The following is an 18,419-nucleotide window of genomic DNA, read 5'->3' as shown; positions in this document are numbered from 1 at the left end:
GGTAGGAGCGGCCTTGCGTCGCGAAAGGGCTGCAAAGCAGCCCCAACGGTCACACAGACACTGCAGACCTGTCAGTCAGCCCGGCCTTCCCCAGCAACCGCTTCATCCGCCACTCAAAACCAAAGGTCAACGCCACCGCCGCACACGCCAGCCCCAGCGCCAGGCCCCACCATACCCCCACCGCGCCACCGCCCAGGGTAAAGGTGAACAGCCAGGCGCTCGGCGCCCCCACCAGCCAGTAGCACACCAGCCCGATCAGGAAGGTGGTCTTGGCATCCTTCAGCCCGCGGATCGAACCCATGGCAATGGTCTGCATGCCGTCGAACAGCTCGAACCATGCCGCCACCGCCAGCAACTGCACCGCCAGCTGGAAGATCGCCGCGAAGGCCGGGTCGTTGCGGTCGATGAACAGCCCCACCAGCGCATCGGGCAGCAGCCAGAACAACGCGGCAAAGGCAAACATGATCATCGCCCCGAAGCCGATACCCACCCGCCCGGCGCTGCGTGCCGCCAGCAGGTTGCCGGCGCCGAAGTACAGCCCCACCCGCATGGTCACCGCGTACGACAGGCCGGTCGGCACCATGAACGCCGTGGAGACGATCTGCAGGGCGATCTGGTGCGCCGCCAGCTCGGTACTGCCCAGCACGCCCATGCACAGCGCGGCGAAGGCGAACAGGCCGACTTCCACCATGTAGGTACCGCCAATCGGCAGGCCCAGCCGCCACAGTTCGCGCAGGGCCGGCAACGACGGGCGCGACAGGCCTTTGCGCAGCGGGTAGGCCGCATAGGCCGGGTGCCAGCGGATATACAGCGCCAGGGCGATGGCCATGCCCATCGACACCACTGCAGTGACCAGGCCGATGCCCATCAGGCCCAGCCTGGGCAGGCCGAACATGCCTTCGATCAGCGCCACGTTGAGCAGGTAGTTGAGCACCGTGCCTACCAGGCTGATGACCATCACCGGGGTCGAGCGGCCCAGGGCGCTGGTGAAACCGCGCAAGGCCATGAAGGTCAGGTAGCCGGGCAGGGCCAGCGGCAGCAGGGTGAGGAACTCGGCGGCCGAGGCCACGTTCTCGGGTTTTTGCCCGAACAGCAACAGCACCGGCTCAAGGTTCCACAGCACCAGCCCGGCGCACAGCGCCAGGCCCCAGGCCAGCCACAGACCGTTCTGCGCCAGGCGCGTGGCGCCGTCGATGTCGTTGGCACCCTTGCGGATCGCCACCAGTGTGCCGACTGCCGCGATCACGCCCAGGCAGAAGATCGACACGAACGAATAGCTCGCCGCCCCCAGGCCACCGCCGGCCAGTGCCTGCGGGCTGATGCGGGCCATCATCAGGGTGTCGGTGAGCACCATCAGCATGTGCGCCAGTTGCGAGGCGATCAGCGGCCCGGCCAGGCGCAGCAAAGCCTTGAGTTCGGTAGTGGGCGCGACGTGCATGGGACGGTCCTTCTTCCTGGGGCGATCAACGAAGGGCGATTCTGAGGCTTTGGTCAACTTTGCACAAAAGGATAAAAGCGATCGTTGGCATGAGTGTGACTCATGCATATATGCTCAGCGGTGATCCGTTCATAGCCCCGCATGGCAGGTGCCTCATGTCCCGTCAGCTTCCCCCGTTGTATGCCCTGCGTGCATTTGAAGCCGCCGCCCGGCTGAGTTCGTTCACCCGTGCCGGTGAGGAACTGTCGATCACCCAGAGCGCGGTCAGCCGGCATATCCGCACACTGGAAGACCACTTCGCCTGTCGCCTGTTCGTGCGCAATGGCCGCAGCCTGCAACTGACCGAAGCGGCGCGGGTGCTGCTGCCAGGCGTGCGGGAAGGCTTCGCCGCGCTGGAACGGGCCTGCGATACCTTGCGTGGCGAAGACGGCATCCTGCGCATGAAGGCGCCTTCGACCCTGACCATGCGCTGGCTGCTGGCGCGGCTGAGCCGGTTCCGGCACCTGCAGCCCGGCAACGAAGTGCAGCTGACCAGTGCCTGGATGGACGTCGACCATGTGGACTTCAGCAACGAGCCGTTCGACTGTGCGGTGCTGCTCAGTGACGGCGTGTTCCCACCAGACTGGGAGGTGCGCCGGTTGTTCGCCGAACTGCTGATACCGGTAGGTGCGCCGGACCCGCTCGCGGATGGCCCCTGGGATGTGCGACGGCTGGCCGGTATCGAGCTGCTGCACCCGACGCCGGACAAGCGCGACTGGCGCGCCTGGCTCGAACGCATGGGCCTCGGCGACCAGGTCTCGCTCAAGGGCGGGCAGGTGTTCGATACCCTGGAACTGGGCATGATCGCGGCCGCGCGCGGCTACGGCATCTCCATGGGAGACCTGCTGATGGTCGCCGAGGACGTGGCCCAGGGGCGCCTCAGCCTGCCGTGGCCGACCGCCGTTCCCAGCGGTATGGACTATTACATGGTGTGGCCGCGCACCCGCCCGGGCGGGGAGCGCTTGCGACGTCTGAGCAGGTTCCTGCAGGACGAAGCGGCGGCAGTGGATCTGCCCGATGTGCAGATCCTGCCGACGCTTTGAATGCCAGGCGCAAAGGTTTGCGAATATCCCGGTCCGACACTCAAGTATTCCCTGGCGACGCCGATCAAGTGGCACCAGCGTCCCGGAAGAGGGCGCGCTTCCCGACGACAACAAGCGGGTGGCCCACGTGATCAGGACGATCCCGGCCTCTTGCCAGGAGCTTGACCATGTCTCAACCGCGTGCCCGAATCGCCTCGCAACTGGGGGTTGCCCTCGCCATCGTGCTGGCGCTGGTGATTTCCGGCAGTACCCTATTCGCCTTGCGCTCGCTGGACGATGCCAACCTCGCCACCCGCCAGGCCCACCTGGCCAGCGAGGCGCGTTTGCTGGCCGACCAGCTCGACACCTTCCACGGCTCGCTCAAGGACAATACCCAGCGCCTCAGCGGGCTGTTCGAGCGGCGCTTCGCCTCGGGCCTGTCGCTGCATGCGGGGGAGACCGTGCAGGTCGCCGGCCAGGCCACGCCTGCCCTGTACCTGGGCAACCAGCTGCTGAACAACGACTTCCAACTGGTCGACGATTTCCAGCAGATGACCGCCGGCATCGCCACGCTGTTCGTGCGCAGCGGTGACGATTTCGTGCGTATCAGCACCAACCTGAAGAAGCAGGACGGCAGCCGCGCCATCGGTACCCTGCTGGATCGCCAGCACCCGGCCTACGCCCGGTTGCTGGCCGGGCAGATGTACGTGGGCCGCGCCGTGCTGTTCGAGCGTAACTACATGACCCGCTACGTGCCGGTGAGTGACGCCAGCGGTCAGGTAATCGCCGTGCTGTTCGTCGGCTTCGACTACACCGACGCGCAGAATGCCCAGTTTGCCAACCTGGCGCGCTTCCGCATCGGCCAGACCGGCTCGTTGGCCTTGCGCGACGAGAAGGGCGCCTGGCTGGTGCCGCCGGCCAATGCCGACCAGCAGTTGTACAGCGCCACCGCCCCCTTCGCCGAAGGGCCCTGGACCGTGGTCGCCAGCATGCCGATGGCAGAAATCCGCGAAGTGACCTGGAGCGTTGGCCTGCGCCTGGCCATCGGCAGCCTGCTGGCGATGCTGCTGGCTGTTGCCGCCACGCTGTGGCTGTTGCGCCGCAAGCTGCGCCCGCTGGACGACCTGGTGCGCCAGGCAGAAGCGCTCGGGGCGGGAGACCTGGGGGCACGCCTGAGCGTGACCAGCGATGACGAGATCGGCCAGCTGGCACGCAGCTTCAACAAGATGGGTGAAGCACTGGCGACCATGGTCGAGCACATCCGCAGTGCCTCCGAGCAGGTCAGTACCCGTGCACGCTCGCTGGCTGGCCTGTCGGCCGGTGCGTGCGAAGGCATGGACCAGCAATCCGGCGAAATCACCAGCATGGCCGGCGCGGTGGAAGAGTTCAGCGCCACCTCGATGAACATCGCCGACAACATGGCCGGCACCGAGCGCATGGCCCGTGACAACGCCCAGCAGACCCGCATCGGCCGCAATGCCATGGACGAGGCGTCGCGCTCGCTGACGCAGATTGCCGAGGCGCTCGGCGGTACCGCCACGGTGATGGACAGCCTGGGCGCCCGCTCGCAGGAAATCGGCGGCATCATCAGCGTGATCACCGCCATTGCCGAGCAGACCAACCTGCTGGCGCTGAATGCCGCCATCGAGGCGGCCCGTGCCGGCGAGCAGGGGCGTGGCTTTGCCGTGGTGGCCGATGAGGTGCGCGGGCTGGCCGCGCGCACCCGCCAGGCCACGGACGAGATTTCCAGCATGATCACCAGCATCCAGCAGCAGACCGGGCACGCCATCACCACGCTGGAGCAAGGCAACCAGCTGATGCAGGAAGGCCTGGAACGCAACGACAAGGTGGCCCAGGCGTTGGCGCGTATCGACGAGCAGAGCCGTGCGGCCGGTGAGCAGTTTGCCGTGATCAGTACCGCCACTCAGGAGCAGAGCAGTACCGCGACGGTGCTCAGCCGCAACCTGCAGAGCATTGCCCAGGCCAACGGCGAGCAACGCGAGGTGGCCAATGAACTGGCCTTTACCGCGCGTGAACTGGAAGGTTTGGCGGCACAGTTGCGCCAGGAAGTGGACCGCTTCCGCTGAAACCGCAGGGGGCGCAGGGCGCCCCCGCAATCTGAAACCTTACATCGAACCCAGGTTCAACGCCTGCGCACAGGCCTGCAGCGACCGCCGTTCGCTCAGTGCATACATGGCCAGCTCATCCTGCACCTGCATGCCCAGCGCTGCTTCGAACGCAGCGCGGTTGGCATTGCTGCCGTACTCGGCGTGCGCGTCGTCACCCAGGTTGGACTGGAAGATCCCTGCCGCACTCACCGGCAGGAAGTCCTCGTAAACCAGCGCTTCGTAGTGCACGTGACCCGCTTCGATCAGCCCTTCCAGGGTGCTCGGGCGGTCATCCTGGTCACGCGCGGCCAGGCCTTTCTCGGTGGCGAAGTAACGGAAATACGCCAGCCCCTGCTGGCGCATCTGTGCCAGGTCGTCCGGGAATTCGGCAAAGGTTTCCTTCAGCAGCGCCATGTAGCGTTCGGCATTGGCCTCGGCCGGCACGCCACCCAGGGCAGCCCGAGTGGCATCGAGCAGCTTGTCGTACAGTTGACGGCCTTTCGGCGTCAGGGCTGCACCGCGTTGCTCGATTTCGCCGAAGCGCGCGGTGTGGCTGCCTTCGCTGCCCTGCTGGTCGCTGAAGGCGACCTTTTCCTGCAGGGCCTTGAAACTGGTCTGGCGCAGCAGGATCGGGTGGCGCCGGGTGGGTGGCCCCTCGACCACCGCCTTCGGCGGGATGCCTTTGGCTGGCATGCCGGCCTGGATCGCATCGATGTCCAGCGTGCGCGGGGTCAGGTGGTTGATGTGCGGGCCCTTGAAGGCCACCACGTCGGCGATCAGGCGGTGCTGGTCGTGCAGCTGCTGATACTGCTCGGCAGTAACCGTGGCGTCATGGTGCCAGCGGAAGGTGTGCAGCGCTTCCTGCACGAATGCCTCGGCATCTGCGCCGTTCAGGCCACCGTCGCGTTCGCACTGGGCAATCAGTTCAAGGGCGCGGTCGGTGAAGATCTTGCGTTTGGCCAGGATGCTCTCTGCCAGTGCACGCAGCTGCGGGTTGTCGATCAGTTCCAGGCGCAGCAGCGAAGTGAACACGCGGAACGGGCTGACGTGCAGCGACTGCTCGTGCACTGCGCGGAAGGCGGTGGAGTGAACTGGCACCCCGGCGGAGCTGAGGTCGTAGTAGCCGACCGGCTGCATGCCCATCACTGCGAACAGGCGGGCAATGGTTGCCAGTTCTTCAGCAGTGCCGACGCGGATAGCCCCGTGGCGCTCTTGGTCCAGCCGTTCGATTTCGCCTGTCCAGCGCAGGGCCTCGGCGACTTCAGGTTGCCGGGCCATGACCTGCTGGTTGATTTCGCTCACCAGCTCCAGCAGCGTGCCGTACAGGGGCACTTCCTGTTTGTACATGAGCGACATGGCGGCAGAGAACTGCGCGCGGATGTTGTCGGGGCTGACGAAATCGTGGGCGGGCATCGCTAGCTTCCTGGTTGGGTTCGGACGCTTACATGAAAGCGGGGAATGCACTTGGCTTACAAGCGAAAAAAAGTGAGTGTGTCATTCCTTTTTTGATCGACCTCGAGGGCCTTTTCGCGGGCATGCCCGCTCCCACAGAGTTCAGACCATGCGTGGACCCTGTAGGAGCGGGTGTGCCCGCGAAGAGGCCCTCAAGCCGAGAGCTGCTCGCGAATCCACTCCACCAACGCCCGCACCTTGGGCACCTCCGCTGCATGCTCGGCATACGCCAGGTAATGCGCCCCGACACTGGGCATCGCATGGTTCCACGGCATCACCAGGCTGCCCTCGGCCAGTTCCTTCGCCGCCAGGTAGCGCGGCACCAGCGCCACGCCGCAGCCGGACTGCGCAGCGCTCAACGCCATATAGAACGTATCGAAGCGCGGCCCGTGGTAGGCGCTGACGCTTTCCAGGCCCAGCTCCAGAAACCATTCGTGCCACGCTTCTGGCCGCGAGGTGCTCTGTAGCAGCACCAGCTCGGCCAGTTGCCCGGCATCGACCAGCTCGCGGCCGGCCAGCAGCTCCGGCGCACACACCGGCACCACTTCTTCTCCGAACAGCTCCATGCAGGTAGCCCCCGGCCAGGTGCCCTGGCCATAGAAGAACACTACGTCTGCCGAACCCTGCAGCAAGGCGAACGGCTCCATCTCGTTGCGGATGTCGAGGTGGATGTTGCCGTGGCGTTTGCCAAACCCCTTGAGGTGCGGAATCAGCCAGCGCACGCCGAAACTCGGCTGGGTGGCTACCTTCAATATCTCGGTCTGCTCGCCGTAGGTGAGCACGTAGCGGCTGGACATGTCGACCTGGGTGAGGATCTTGTTGACCTCGGCCAGGTACAGGCTACCGGCTGGGGTCAGCTGCAGGCGGCGGCGGATGCGCAGGAACAGGTGGTGGCGCAGCATGTCTTCCAACTGCGCCACCTGCTTGCTGACCGCGCTCTGGGTCAGGTGCAGTTCTTCGGCGGCACGGGTAAAGCTCAAATGGCGGGCTGCAGCTTCAAAGCACTGCAGGGCGGTCATGGAGGGCACCAGGCGTTTGGACATAGCGGTCTCTGCGGCTCAAATCATTACCTGACGGAATGATATGCGGAATAAAGGTCGTTTGTTGTAGCTATGTGATCGGATTAATACTGACCCACATCATTTTTCCACCCCATCACCCGATGTAGGAGAAGCACAATGGTTGCTGGATTGCTCGAGCGCCTTGGCGTTGCTGCCGAGGCTTACACCCAGGGCGACTACCCTGTTCACACGCCGATCGACGGCAGCCAGATCGCCTCGGTGAAACTGCTCGGCAAGGCCGAGACCATCGCCCGCATCGACCAGGCGCAAGGTGCCTTCGAAGCCTGGCGCAGCGTGCCGGCCCCGCGCCGTGGCGAACTGGTGCGGCTGTTCGGCGAAGTGCTGCGTGAGCACAAGGCCGACCTCGGCGAGCTGGTATCGATCGAAGCCGGCAAGATCACCCAGGAAGGCCTGGGCGAAGTGCAGGAAATGATCGACATTTGCGACTTCGCCGTTGGCCTGTCGCGCCAGCTGTACGGCCTGACCATCGCCTCCGAACGCCCTGGCCACCACATGCGGGAAACCTGGCACCCGCTGGGCGTGGTCGGTGTGATCAGTGCCTTCAACTTCCCGGTCGCGGTCTGGGCCTGGAACACCGCCCTGGCCCTGGTGGCCGGCAACTCGGTGGTGTGGAAGCCGTCGGAGAAGACCCCGCTGACCGCGCTGGCCTGCCAGGCGCTGTTCGACAAAGCCCTGAAAGCCTTCGGTGATGCCCCGGCTGGCCTGGCGCAACTGGTAATCGGCGGCCGTGAAGCCGGCGAAGCCCTGGTCGACGACCCGCGCGTACCGCTGGTCAGCGCCACTGGCAGCACCCGCATGGGCCGTGAAGTAGGCCCGCGCGTGGCTGCCCGCTTCGGCCGCAGCATCCTGGAACTGGGTGGCAACAACGCCATGATCCTGGCCCCGAGTGCCGACCTGGACCTGGCCGTGCGCGGCATCCTGTTCTCCGCTGTCGGTACCGCCGGCCAGCGTTGCACCACCTTGCGCCGCCTGATCGTGCACCGCTCGATCAAGGACGAAGTGGTTGCCCGCGTGAAGGCCGCCTACGGCAAGGTGCGTATTGGCGACCCACGCAAGGACAACCTGGTTGGCCCGCTGATCGACAAGCAGTCGTTCGATGCCATGCAGGGTGCGCTGGCCAAGGCCCGTGACGAAGGCGGCCAGGTGTTTGGCGGCGAGCGCCAGCTGGCCGACCAGTACCCGAATGCCTACTACGTGTCGCCTGCCATTGCCGAAATGCCGGCGCAGAGCGACGTGGTGCGCCACGAAACCTTCGCCCCGATCCTGTACGTGCTGGCCTACGACGATTTCGAAGAGGCCCTGCGGCTGAACAACGAAGTGCCACAAGGCCTGTCGTCGTGCATCTTCACCACCGACATCCGTGAGGCCGAGCGCTTCCAGAGTGCTTCGGGCAGCGACTGCGGTATCGCCAACGTCAACATCGGCACCAGCGGCGCCGAGATCGGCGGTGCGTTCGGTGGCGAGAAGGAAACCGGCGGTGGCCGTGAGTCCGGTTCGGACGCCTGGAAAGGCTACATGCGTCGCCAGACCAACACCGTGAACTACTCGCGCGAGCTGCCGCTGGCGCAGGGTATCGTGTTCGATTGATGGATTGATGCTGCATGGCCGGGGGCATGGCCCCCGGTTCGCGGGCAAGCCCGCTCCCACAGGGTCCCCATAGCGTTCGAAGCCTGTGAGGATTCTGTGGGAGCGGGCGTGCCCGCGAATGGGCTGCAAAGCAGCCCCAAACAAGAATAAATTGCTGGAGCCGGGCCATGTCCGAACTGCGTCAACAATGCTTGTGGGAATTCGTCACAGAACCGAGCGTCGCCGCGCAGGCCCTGGCCGGTGAGCACAAGGCCGATGTCTGCGTGATCGGTGGCGGCATTACCGGCTTGTCAGCGGCCATCCACCTGCTCGAGCAGGGCAAGTCGGTGATCTTGCTGGAAGCCTGGAAGATCGGCCACGGTGGCTCCGGGCGCAACGTCGGCCTGGTCAACGCCGGCACCTGGATTCGCCCTGACGATGTCGAAGCCACCCTTGGCCTGCAGCAGGGCAGCCGCCTGAACAAGGTGCTGGGTGAGGCCCCGGCTGAAGTGTTCGCCATGATCGAGCGCCTTGGCATCGACTGCCAGGCCCAGCACAAAGGCACCTTGCACATGGCGCACAACGCCACCGGCATCGCCGACCTCGAGGCCCGCCACGAACAATGGCGCCGCCGGGGGGCCGATGTGGAGCTGCTGACCGGCGCCCAATGCCAGGAATACTGTGGTACCGACAAGATCTCCGCCGCGCTGCTCGACCGCCGCGCCGGCACCATCAACCCCATGGGCTACACCCAGGGCCTGGCTGCTGCGGTAGCGCGCCTGGGCGGCAAGCTGTTCCAGCAGTCGTCGGTCGAAGGCCTGGCGCGTGACGGCGATGCCTGGCGGGTGAAGACCGCACGTGGCGCCGTGCGCGCCGACAAGGTGGTGATTTCTACCGGCGCCTATACCGAGGGCGACTGGAGCAACCTGCAGAAGCAGTTCTTCCGCGGTTACTACTACCAGGTGGCGTCCAAGCCGTTGCACGGCGCTGCCGCCGACAAGGTACTGCCGCATGGTCAGGGTTCGTGGGACACCCGCACCGTGCTCAGCAGCATCCGCCGCGACGACCAGGGCCGCCTGCTACTGGGCAGCCTTGGCCGGGTCGACAACAAGCCGGCCTGGTTCATACGCAGCTGGGCCGACCGGATCCAGAGCCACTACTACCCCGAGCTGGGCAAGGTCGAATGGGAGATGCACTGGACCGGCTGCATCGACTTCACCCCCGACCACCTGATGCGTCTGTTCGAGCCAGCGCCGGGGCTGGTGGCTGTCACCGGGTACAACGGGCGTGGCAATACCACCGGGACCGTGATCGGCCGGGCATTTGCCGAATTCCTGCTGAAGGGCGAGGCGGGCAGCCTGCCGATTCCGTTCTCGCCGATGAAGGGGGTGAGTGCACCTTCGTTGCGCACTGCATTCTACGAGTCCGGGTTCTCGCTGTACCACGCGGGGCAATGCCTGAGGGTTGTGCTGTAAGCACTGGCGCTATCGCTGGCAAGCCAACCCCAACCGCGCGGGCCTCGAGACCTGTGCGGTACCTGTGGGAACCGGCCAGGCCTACTTGTGCAACCAGCTGAGGAAGCCGCCCTTCTTGATCGAAGCCGGCTTCTGCAACAACAGCGATTCCCGGCTCTGGCGCCTGAAGCGCTGCAACTTGCCAAGCGCTGCCTGCACCTCGCCACGTTGCACCAGGCAGCTTTTGACCTGTTCCTTGTCGATGCGATACAGCACGCAACTGGTCAACGTGCGGAACTCGGCAAACGAGTCATCCTCGTCGATGATGCCCTCGATCCCCAGCACCTCACCCGGCCCCATGCGCCCGGCTTCCACCAGCCGGTCGCCATCGCGGATCGACGCCGACACCACGCCGCTGCCAATCACCAGCAGGTGCTCGGAATGCTCGCCCACACCCAGGATGACCTGGTCCGCGAGGTATTCCACCGCTGTCATGCGCTGGCTCAGGGCATCACGTTCTTCATCGGTCAGCGAGCGGAACACTCGTACTTCGTCCAGTACCTCGCGCTGACGGCTGCGTGGCGGCATGGCCAGGTCCACGTTCCACATCACCCCGCTGGCCTCCAGGTGCCGGTGCGCAAGGTCGAACAGCTGGTTGCGCGCATCACCCTTGACGCCTGCGTCGGCGACGAAGCCGCTGGCCTCGTACTCTACTGATTCCAGCGTCGACGCCTTCACCGCGACCTTCGGTTTTGGCGTGGCCAGAATGGCGCTGACACCTTGCAAGGCTTTTTCCAGCGCATCGAACACGCGCTTGGGGCGCACCTTGGCTGGCACCACCACGCTGATCGATACGCCATGTACGTCGGCCGGGCGGCTGTGGTTGAGCAGCCGCGCCTTGGCTGCCACCGAGTTGGGGATCACCGCCAGGCTGCCGCTGCCGGTGAGCAGGCGGGTAGCACGCCAGTCGATTTCCAGCACCTTGCCTTCGGTGCCGTCGATCGAGATCGAATCGCCAATCTGGTAGGGCCGCGTGGTGTTCAGGATGATGCCGCTGAACACGTCGGCCAGGGTGCTTTGCAGCGCCAGGCCGATGACGATGGCCATTACCCCGGAGGTGGCCAGCAGGCCCTTCACCGGCAGCTGCAGCACATAGCCTGCCGCGGCGACCACGGCGGCCAGGAAGATCAACGCCCCCAGCACATCCTGCAGCAAGCGCCCGCCATGGCTGCCACGGGCCACCAGCAACAGGCCGAACACCACCGTTACCGTACGCGCGCCGAACAGCCACCAGCCGATGGCCAATACCGTGGCCAACAGGTTGCGCGAGACATCGTCAGGCCACGGCGGAGGTTGCAGCGGGCTCATGCCGGCGGCCACCAGCACCAGGCTGAACAGCAGGAAGATCCCCAGCCGTACGCCGATGCGCCAGGCTCGGTGCTGGAGGGGGATCAGTTGCCAGAGCACCAGGTCGAGCAGGATCAGTGCGGTGCCGAGCAACAAGGGGGAGGACTGGATGAAGGCCAGCATGGTGGTCTCGGGTGGAGGAGGGCAATGGGTAGTAATAGAGCAGGTTGGGGTGGCAGGCAATGGGGAAGAGGTCGGCATTTCCTCGCATCACAGTGCGTTGCCTGCCACTTTGCCGGAGAGGGTAACAACCGGCAATGCTATTTGTTGAGTTCGATAAAAGTGGCTGCTGACAATAGCCAGAGGAATCCTGTTATTAGAAGCCACGAGGCAATGCGCATTTTCAGTTTCATATTAACAGGAAGCCTCTTCATGTCCTCGGGATCCAGTAGTCCTCGCTTGGTGAAGAAGGTTGGATAGATAACTGTTCCGCACAAAGTTGCTATAACCGAGACGCGAGAATGCAAGGTGTTCGTGCCCCACAAGCTGATGGCAAATGCCAAGCACTTGCTCCGGGCCAAGGCACTCGTGAAGTCCAGATAATTTTTTTGAGAGGCAGTTTGTACAATGAGACCCATGCCTGACAGTAAAAGTATGAACGGCATCAAGGCCAATCCAAGCCCCCATGTGGAATCAATGAAGCTAGTCACGTTCGGTAGACTCATACAGTTTTTCTCCAGCGTATTCACCGATGCTCGTCCCTCCCACGCTTCCCACATAACTGCCAGCACCTACAATCGCAACGGCACATGCGGTGGCGCTTACCGGGCCTAGGCTGACACAAGCGAATCCAGCAACCAGTTTCCCTGCAATGGCCCCAGCGGTACCTCCTGCGAGCCCGCCGGAGAAATTACCTGCTTCCATGAACTTTATTTTTTTGCAGACATGCTCAGTGCCTGATGTACATGCTTCTTGAACTTTCAAGATAGACGACCCGCCGCCCACTGCTATTCCTACATAGCCTCCAGCCTTCAGATATTTCGAAATAACTGCGAGTTTATGCAAGTGGGTTGAGTAGCCAGGGATTTGGTCTGGTGCTCCAGCTTTGCTCCAGTGATGCACAAGGCTGCGACTGGATATTCCCAGGTCGCGGCGTAGCGTTTCATACCTGCCCAAATCCAAGCGCTTGTTCAAAAACGTCATCCTCAACTGTGTATCCAGTAGCTTGAATAGCTTACTGCGTTCGGTAAAGAACTCAGCGCTGCGCAGATGGCCGTGTTTGGAAAATTGTTGTTGATGCAACTCCTCAATCTTGCGCAAGGTGGTGGTCAGTTCATCCAGCGCTTTAGCCATCGCCGATTCACTGACGCCCATTGACAAGCTCAGTTCACTGAACAGCCCAGCAATCTCAGCCTGGTGCCGCATCATGAAGTTGGCCTCTTCCGTTGTCAGGCTCGCCAGCGCCTCCCGTGCTTGCTTCGCTGCGCTCATGACCTGCAATTCTTCCTGGGTGTAGGCCGGCCGGCTGAGGCCATCGCCAATGACGAAGATCTCGCCGGCCTTGAACCCTTGCTGATGTGTCGGGTTCAGGCGTTCCAGGATCGAGCGCGGCAGGTTGGCTTGCGGGGCACCGAGTTCAATCAGGACGTCCTGGTACGTCATGCACCGCGGAACGATGTAGAAACCGGGCGCCATGCCCTGCATTGCAGCAGTAGGCCCAGCCGAAGGCTGCCAGCCACTCATCGCGTGCGAACTTGCGCAAGCCTGTGGCAGTGCATCGCTAACGGCTGCGACCGCATTCGTGCGACGCGGGGCAGGACCTATGTGCAATGGGGCGACCACACGATTGTCGCCCAACGGGCACCCGCATCTGACCAGTGTGCCATCGACTGCCGTGGGTATGCCGTCCTGCGTCCAGCAGGCCTCGCCTTCGACCAGAGTGCCAGTTTCTCCACAGCGCGGGCAGGCAGTGGTCTTGTCACCTTCGAGCAGCCAGGCGTTGCCATTGGAACGGCCCCTGCCCTGGCTGGCGATGCAGATGGCGCCGGTGGTGGTTGTGTCTCCGTCCAGGCCTTGGCCTTTGCCGAAGATGCTGATGCGTAGGCTCATGGCTTACCTCACATTGAAGGGGAAGCCTGGAACTTAACAGTCGAAAGGTGGGAATTTTCGGGGTGAGGGTGGTTTGGGAAATGTCCTACCTGCAATAAAGATTTGGACCTACTTCACTTCTGCACGCTGTGCTTGCTGGCGAAGCATCTAGCAAAAGATCGTTCATCAAATGGAACGCTAAAGCCAAAAAACGCTTACTACCGCGCCAAAGGTCATGGTTTTAATCTTCTCCCATCAACGCGAAACACCCAACTTACTGAACATCGAAACCTTTAGGAGCAATGACCATGGCCCACTTCAAATACAACCGCCTGAACAAAGACGACGCCGCTGTCCTGCTGGTCGACCACCAGGCTGGCCTGCTGTCGCTGGTGCGTGACATCGAGCCGGACGCGTTCAAGAACAACGTGCTGGCGCTGGCCGACCTGGCCAAGTTCTTCAACCTGCCGACCATCCTCACCACCAGCTTCGAGCAAGGCCCCAACGGCCCGCTGGTACCCGAGCTGAAAGCGCTGTTCCCGGACGCCCCGTACATCGCCCGCCCAGGCCAGATCAACGCCTGGGACAACGAAGACTTCGTCAAGGCAGTGAAGGCCACCGGCAAGAAGCAGCTGATCATCGCCGGCGTGGTGACCGAGGTCTGTGTAGCCTTCCCGGCGCTGTCGGCCCTGGAAGAAGAGTTCGAAGTGTTCGTGGTGACCGACGCTTCCGGCACTTTCAACGCCCTGACCCGCGACGCTGCCCACGACCGCTTGAGCCAGGCCGGTGCACAGCTGATGACCTGGTTCGGCGTGGCCTGCGAGCTGCACCGCGACTGGCGCAACGACATCGAAGGCCTGGCGGCGCTGTGCTCCAACCACATTCCGGACTACCGCAACCTGATGACCAGCTACAACGCCTTCAACGCCAACAAGTAAGCCACGGTCCCGGGCGCCGCCAGTCGGTGCCCGGCCAGTGCAGCACACCCGTCCAATCCTCCGCCCGTCCGTCGTTGCACAGTTGCTGCGGGCAAGCTCATCCCAAGGAACGCCGATGAACACCGCATTCCAAGACAACCGCAACGTGGTGACCCTGGTCATCCAGCACAAGGTCCGCGCCGCGTCGCTGGCCGCCTACGAAGCCTGGCTCAAGCGCACGGTCAGCGCTGCGCGCCGGCAGCCTGGGCACCTGGACGTCAATGTCATCCGCCCCGATGACGGCGGGCTGCACTTCACCACCGTGGTGCGCTTCGCCGACGCCAGCCTGTTGCAGGCCTGGGTCAACTCGGCCGAGCGCCAGGCACTGGTCAACGAAGTGTTGCCATTGCTCGAAGGCGGAGACCACACCCAGGTGCATGACGACCCGGAGTTCTGGTTCACCCCGCCGAGTAACCGCGCAGCGCAACCGCCGCGCTGGAAGCAGGCGCTGCTGACCTACCTGGTGATCTGCCCGATGACCCTGATCGTTCCGCATCTGTTGGCGCCGCTGTTCGCGCGCTTTCCGCAGTTGGGCGGGGCAATCATCGGCAACCTGATCGGCAACCTGTTCGTCATCCTGCCCGTGGTGTTCTACATCATGCCCTGGGTCACCCGTCGCTGCGCCAACTGGCTGCGCGGCTGAGCAAGCCTTTACCTCGACATTTTCAAGGAGATACCAACATGAGCACGTTCGTTACCCGCGATGGCACTTCGATCTATTACAAGGACTGGGGCAGTGGCAAGCCTGTGCTGTTCAGCCATGGCTGGCCGTTGGATGCCGACATGTGGGATTCGCAGATGGAGTTCCTGGCCAGCCGCGGTTACCGCGCCATCGCCTTCGACCGCCGTGGCTTTGGCCGTTCGAGCCAGCCGTGGAGCGGCTACGACTACGACACCTTTGCCGACGACATCGCCCAGCTGATCGAACACCTCGACCTGCGCGAGGTGACCCTGGTGGGCTTCTCGATGGGCGGTGGCGATGTCAGCCGCTACATTGCCCGTCACGGTAGCGAGCGTGTGGCCGGCCTGGTCTTGCTGGGTGCGGTGACGCCGATCTTCGGCAAGCGTGACGATAACCCACAGGGTGTCGACCAGTCGGTGTTCGAAGGCATCCGCGCCGGTCTGCGTGCCGACCGGGCGCAGTTCATCGCCGATTTCGCCACGCCGTTCTATGGCCTGAACCATGGGCAGCAGGTGTCCCAGGGCGTGCAGACCCAAACCTTGAACATCGCGCTGATGGCGTCGATCAAGGGCACCCTGGACTGCGTGACGGCATTCTCCGAGACCGACTTCCGCCCGGACATGGCCAAGGTCGATGTGCCGACCCTGGTGATCCATGGCGACGACGACCAGATCGTGCCGTTCGAGACCACCGGCAAGCAGGCGGCGGAACTGATTCGTGGGGCTGAACTGAAGGTGTATGCCAGAGCGCCGCACGGGTTTGCCGTGACGCATGCGCAGCAGCTGAACGAGGACCTGTTGGCGTTCTTGCAGAAGTAATTGTGCCAGGCATTCGCGGGCTCGCCCGCTCCCACAGGTACGGCGCACGCCTCAGGCCTTGTGACCTACCTGTGGGAAACGGGCTTGCCCGCGAAGAGGCCGGCCCAGGCAGCACAAAGCTTGAACAGGGCTAACCTTCTACAACCCACCGCACATCCATCCAAGCCCTGGCCTTGCACCAACCGGCATGCTCCGCAGTTGCGCCTGCCGGCGCCGCCACCAGACGGAGAAGACCATGTCCCAGGACCGCAACGACAAGACCCGTCGCCAGTTCCTCGCCACCAGCAGCGTGCTCGGTGCCGCCGGTGCGCTCTGGTCCGCATTGCCCTTTACCGGTTCCGCTTACGCATCCACTCAAGGAGGTTCCATGACCGCCGACCTGATTCTGTTCAACGGCAAACTGCACACCGTTGATCGTGAAAAGCCCACCGCGACCGCCGTCGCCATCAAGGATGGCCGCTTCATCGCCGTGGGTAACGACGCCGAGGCCATGGCCCACAAAGGCGCCTCCACGCAAATTATCGACCTCAAGCAGCGCACGGTCATTCCGGGCCTGAATGACTCGCACCTGCACCTGATTCGTGGCGGCCTGAACTACAACCTGGAGCTGCGCTGGGAAGGCGTACCCTCGGTGGCCGATGCCCTGCGCATGCTCAAGGACCAGGCCGCGCGCACGCCTACCCCGCAGTGGGTGCGCGTGGTCGGTGGCTGGAACGAATTCCAGTTCGCCGAAAAACGCATGCCCACCCTGGAAGAAATCAACCAGGCCGCGCCGGACACGCCAGTGTTCCTGCTGCACCTGTATGACCGCGCATTGCTCAACCGCGCTGCGCTCAAGGCTGTCGGCTACAGCAAGGACACGCCTAACCCGCCGGGTGGCGAGATCCAGCGCGACAAGTTCGGCAACCCGACCGGCATGCTGATCGCCCGCCCCAACGCGATGATCCTCTACGCCACCCTGGCCAAGGGGCCGAAGTTGCCGCTGGAGTACCAGGTCAACTCTACCCGCCAGTTCATGCGTGAACTCAATCGCCTGGGCCTGACCAGCGCCATCGATGCCGGTGGCGGTTACCAGAACTTCCCGGACGACTACCAGGTGATCCAGCAACTGGCCGACAACAACCAGTTGACCGTGCGCATCGCCTACAACCTGTTCACCCAGAAACCCAAGGAAGAGCTGGACGACTTCCGTAAGTGGACCTCCAGCGTCAAGCTGCACAGCGGCACCGACTTCCTGCGCCACAACGGCGCCGGCGAGATGCTGGTGTTCTCCGCCGCCGACTTCGAGGACTTCCTCGAGCCGCGCCCGGACCTGCCGCAGACCATGGAGCAGGAGCTGGAGCCGGTGGTGCGCCACCTGGTCGAGCAGCGCTGGCCATTCCGCCTGCACGCCACCTACAACGAATCGATCACGCGCATGCTCGACGTGTTCGAGAAGGTCAACCGCGACATTCCGTTCAATGGCCTGCCGTGGTTCTTCGACCACGCCGAAACCATCACCCCGCAGAACATCGAACGCGTGCGTGCGCTGGGCGGTGGTATCGCCATCCAGGACCGCATGGCCTTCCAGGGTGAGTACTTCGTCGACCGCTACGGCGCCAAGGCTGCCGAGCAGACCCCGCCGATCAAGCGCATGCTCGACATGGGCGTGCCGGTGGGTGCCGGTACCGACGCTACTCGCGTGTCCAGCTACAACCCATGGACCTCGCTGTACTGGCTGGTCAGCGGCAAGACCGTCGGCGGCATGGAGCTGTACCCGGAAGGTCTCAGCCGTGACACCGCATTGCAGCTGTTTACCCAGGGCAGTGCCTGGTTCTCCAGCGAGCAGGGCAAGAAGGGGCAGATCAAGGTGGGCCAGCTGGCCGACCTGGCGGCACTGTCGCTGGACTTCTTCAGCGTCGACGAAGAAGCGATCAAGGGCATCGAGTCGGTGCTGACCGTGGTCGATGGCAAGGTGGTGTACGCCGCGGCAGAGTTCGACAAGCTCGGCCCGCCACAGGTGCCGGTGCTGCCGGAGTGGTCACCGGTGACCAAGGTACCGGGCCACTGGCGCGTCGGTACGCCATCGCTGGCGGCTGTGGCGCACCAGTGCGTCGGGCCTTGCGGGGTACATGCGCACAGTCATGAGAAGGCGCGGCATTCGAATGTGCCAGTGAATGACTTCCAGGGCTTCTGGGGGGCGCTGGGTTGCTCGTGCTTCGCTTTCTAAGCTGAGCTGATGTGAAGAAGGGGCCAGTATCTGGCCCCTTTTTTTGTTCCTTCAGTGCTGGCCTCTTCGCGGGCTCGCCCGCTCCCACAGGTACACCACAGCCCTCAGGCTTTGTGCGATCCCTGTGGGAGCGGGCG

Annotated in this window: 13 protein-coding genes and 1 pseudogene; 9 read left to right on the top strand and 5 right to left on the bottom strand. The window is 63.8% G+C overall.

The genetic code is table 11. The features are described from left to right. Positions 1-49 precede the first annotated feature (49 nt). The gene (locus HG549_RS25165; protein WP_170033763.1) at positions 50-1,438 is read right to left on the bottom strand and encodes a NorM family multidrug efflux MATE transporter; all 1,389 of its coding nucleotides are present in this window, start codon (positions 1,436-1,438) and stop codon (positions 50-52) included. Positions 1,439-1,593: 155 nt separating this feature from the next. Here HG549_RS25165 and HG549_RS25160 point away from each other — a divergent pair, with 155 nt between their 5' ends. The 3 genes and pseudogenes from HG549_RS25160 (at position 1,594) to HG549_RS26415 (ending at position 4,586) form a co-directional block, all read left to right on the top strand. Continuing rightward, the gene (locus HG549_RS25160) at positions 1,594-2,520 is read left to right on the top strand and encodes a LysR substrate-binding domain-containing protein (protein ID WP_170033761.1); all 927 of its coding nucleotides are present in this window, start codon (positions 1,594-1,596) and stop codon (positions 2,518-2,520) included. Positions 2,521-2,687: 167 nt separating this feature from the next. Continuing rightward, positions 2,688-3,680 (top strand): annotated as a pseudogene (locus HG549_RS26420) (Cache 3/Cache 2 fusion domain-containing protein); the annotation flags it as partial. A gap of 45 nt (positions 3,681-3,725) precedes the next feature. Beyond that, positions 3,726-4,586: a methyl-accepting chemotaxis protein gene (locus HG549_RS26415; RefSeq protein WP_372241590.1), complete on the top strand. Its 861-nt coding sequence runs from the start codon at positions 3,726-3,728 to the stop codon at positions 4,584-4,586. 39 nt (positions 4,587-4,625) lie between these two features. Here HG549_RS26415 and HG549_RS25150 read toward each other — a convergent pair whose 3' ends face one another. Together HG549_RS25150 and HG549_RS25145 are read right to left on the bottom strand one after the other, a co-directional pair. Then, complete coding sequence (locus tag HG549_RS25150) at positions 4,626-6,020, bottom strand: VOC family protein (RefSeq protein ID WP_170033757.1); 1,395 nt, start codon at positions 6,018-6,020, stop codon at positions 4,626-4,628. A gap of 191 nt (positions 6,021-6,211) precedes the next feature. After that, positions 6,212-7,102 carry a LysR family transcriptional regulator gene (locus HG549_RS25145; protein WP_170033755.1) on the bottom strand — a complete coding sequence of 297 codons (891 nt, stop codon included), beginning with the start codon at positions 7,100-7,102 and terminating at the stop codon, positions 6,212-6,214. Positions 7,103-7,237: 135 nt separating this feature from the next. Between HG549_RS25145 and HG549_RS25140 the strand changes: the two genes are divergently transcribed. Next, complete coding sequence (locus HG549_RS25140; protein WP_170033753.1) at positions 7,238-8,728, top strand: aldehyde dehydrogenase family protein; 1,491 nt, start codon at positions 7,238-7,240, stop codon at positions 8,726-8,728. 167 nt (positions 8,729-8,895) lie between these two features. Next, positions 8,896-10,182 carry an FAD-binding oxidoreductase gene (locus HG549_RS25135; RefSeq protein ID WP_170033751.1) on the top strand — a complete coding sequence of 429 codons (1,287 nt, stop codon included), beginning with the start codon at positions 8,896-8,898 and terminating at the stop codon, positions 10,180-10,182. 81 nt (positions 10,183-10,263) lie between these two features. Here the strand turns inward: HG549_RS25135 and HG549_RS25130 are convergent, their stop codons facing one another. Together HG549_RS25130 and HG549_RS25125 are read right to left on the bottom strand one after the other, a co-directional pair. Beyond that, complete coding sequence (locus HG549_RS25130) at positions 10,264-11,691, bottom strand: mechanosensitive ion channel family protein (protein WP_170033749.1); 1,428 nt, start codon at positions 11,689-11,691, stop codon at positions 10,264-10,266. A 519-nt stretch (positions 11,692-12,210) separates the two neighbouring features. Next, the gene (locus tag HG549_RS25125) at positions 12,211-13,617 is read right to left on the bottom strand and encodes a PAAR domain-containing protein (protein ID WP_170033747.1); all 1,407 of its coding nucleotides are present in this window, start codon (positions 13,615-13,617) and stop codon (positions 12,211-12,213) included. A gap of 287 nt (positions 13,618-13,904) precedes the next feature. Between HG549_RS25125 and ycaC the strand changes: the two genes are divergently transcribed. The 4 genes from ycaC (at position 13,905) to HG549_RS25105 (ending at position 18,282) form a co-directional block, all read left to right on the top strand. Continuing rightward, positions 13,905-14,534 carry an isochorismate family cysteine hydrolase YcaC gene (gene ycaC / locus HG549_RS25120; protein ID WP_170033745.1) on the top strand — a complete coding sequence of 210 codons (630 nt, stop codon included), beginning with the start codon at positions 13,905-13,907 and terminating at the stop codon, positions 14,532-14,534. A 115-nt stretch (positions 14,535-14,649) separates the two neighbouring features. Then, positions 14,650-15,216, top strand: a complete 567-nt coding sequence (locus tag HG549_RS25115) for an antibiotic biosynthesis monooxygenase (RefSeq protein WP_170033743.1) — start codon at positions 14,650-14,652, stop codon at positions 15,214-15,216. 38 nt (positions 15,217-15,254) lie between these two features. Next, positions 15,255-16,073, top strand: a complete 819-nt coding sequence (locus HG549_RS25110) for an alpha/beta fold hydrolase (RefSeq protein ID WP_170033741.1) — start codon at positions 15,255-15,257, stop codon at positions 16,071-16,073. Positions 16,074-16,440: 367 nt separating this feature from the next. Continuing rightward, positions 16,441-18,282 carry an amidohydrolase gene (locus tag HG549_RS25105; protein ID WP_170034346.1) on the top strand — a complete coding sequence of 614 codons (1,842 nt, stop codon included), beginning with the start codon at positions 16,441-16,443 and terminating at the stop codon, positions 18,280-18,282. Positions 18,283-18,419: the final 137 nt, after the last annotated feature.

The sequence above is a fragment of the Pseudomonas sp. SK genome, assembly GCF_012975065.1.
In the GTDB taxonomy this organism is placed as follows: Bacteria; Pseudomonadota; Gammaproteobacteria; order Pseudomonadales; family Pseudomonadaceae; genus Aquipseudomonas; species Aquipseudomonas anuradhapurensis.
Note: the sequence above shows the minus strand (reverse complement) of the source record. Positions and strands in the feature narration are given on the sequence as shown.

Coding starts and splice junctions, on each gene's coding strand:
- HG549_RS25165 (WP_170033763.1), bottom strand. CDS start 1,438: ATGCACGTCGCGCCCACTACCGAACTCAAGGCTTTGCTGCGCCTGGCC.
- HG549_RS25160 (WP_170033761.1), top strand. CDS start 1,594: ATGTCCCGTCAGCTTCCCCCGTTGTATGCCCTGCGTGCATTTGAAGCC.
- HG549_RS26415 (WP_372241590.1), top strand. CDS start 3,726: ATGGGTGAAGCACTGGCGACCATGGTCGAGCACATCCGCAGTGCCTCC.
- HG549_RS25150 (WP_170033757.1), bottom strand. CDS start 6,020: ATGCCCGCCCACGATTTCGTCAGCCCCGACAACATCCGCGCGCAGTTC.
- HG549_RS25145 (WP_170033755.1), bottom strand. CDS start 7,102: ATGTCCAAACGCCTGGTGCCCTCCATGACCGCCCTGCAGTGCTTTGAA.
- HG549_RS25140 (WP_170033753.1), top strand. CDS start 7,238: ATGGTTGCTGGATTGCTCGAGCGCCTTGGCGTTGCTGCCGAGGCTTAC.
- HG549_RS25135 (WP_170033751.1), top strand. CDS start 8,896: ATGTCCGAACTGCGTCAACAATGCTTGTGGGAATTCGTCACAGAACCG.
- HG549_RS25130 (WP_170033749.1), bottom strand. CDS start 11,691: ATGCTGGCCTTCATCCAGTCCTCCCCCTTGTTGCTCGGCACCGCACTG.
- HG549_RS25125 (WP_170033747.1), bottom strand. CDS start 13,617: ATGAGCCTACGCATCAGCATCTTCGGCAAAGGCCAAGGCCTGGACGGA.
- ycaC (WP_170033745.1), top strand. CDS start 13,905: ATGGCCCACTTCAAATACAACCGCCTGAACAAAGACGACGCCGCTGTC.
- HG549_RS25115 (WP_170033743.1), top strand. CDS start 14,650: ATGAACACCGCATTCCAAGACAACCGCAACGTGGTGACCCTGGTCATC.
- HG549_RS25110 (WP_170033741.1), top strand. CDS start 15,255: ATGAGCACGTTCGTTACCCGCGATGGCACTTCGATCTATTACAAGGAC.
- HG549_RS25105 (WP_170034346.1), top strand. CDS start 16,441: ATGACCGCCGACCTGATTCTGTTCAACGGCAAACTGCACACCGTTGAT.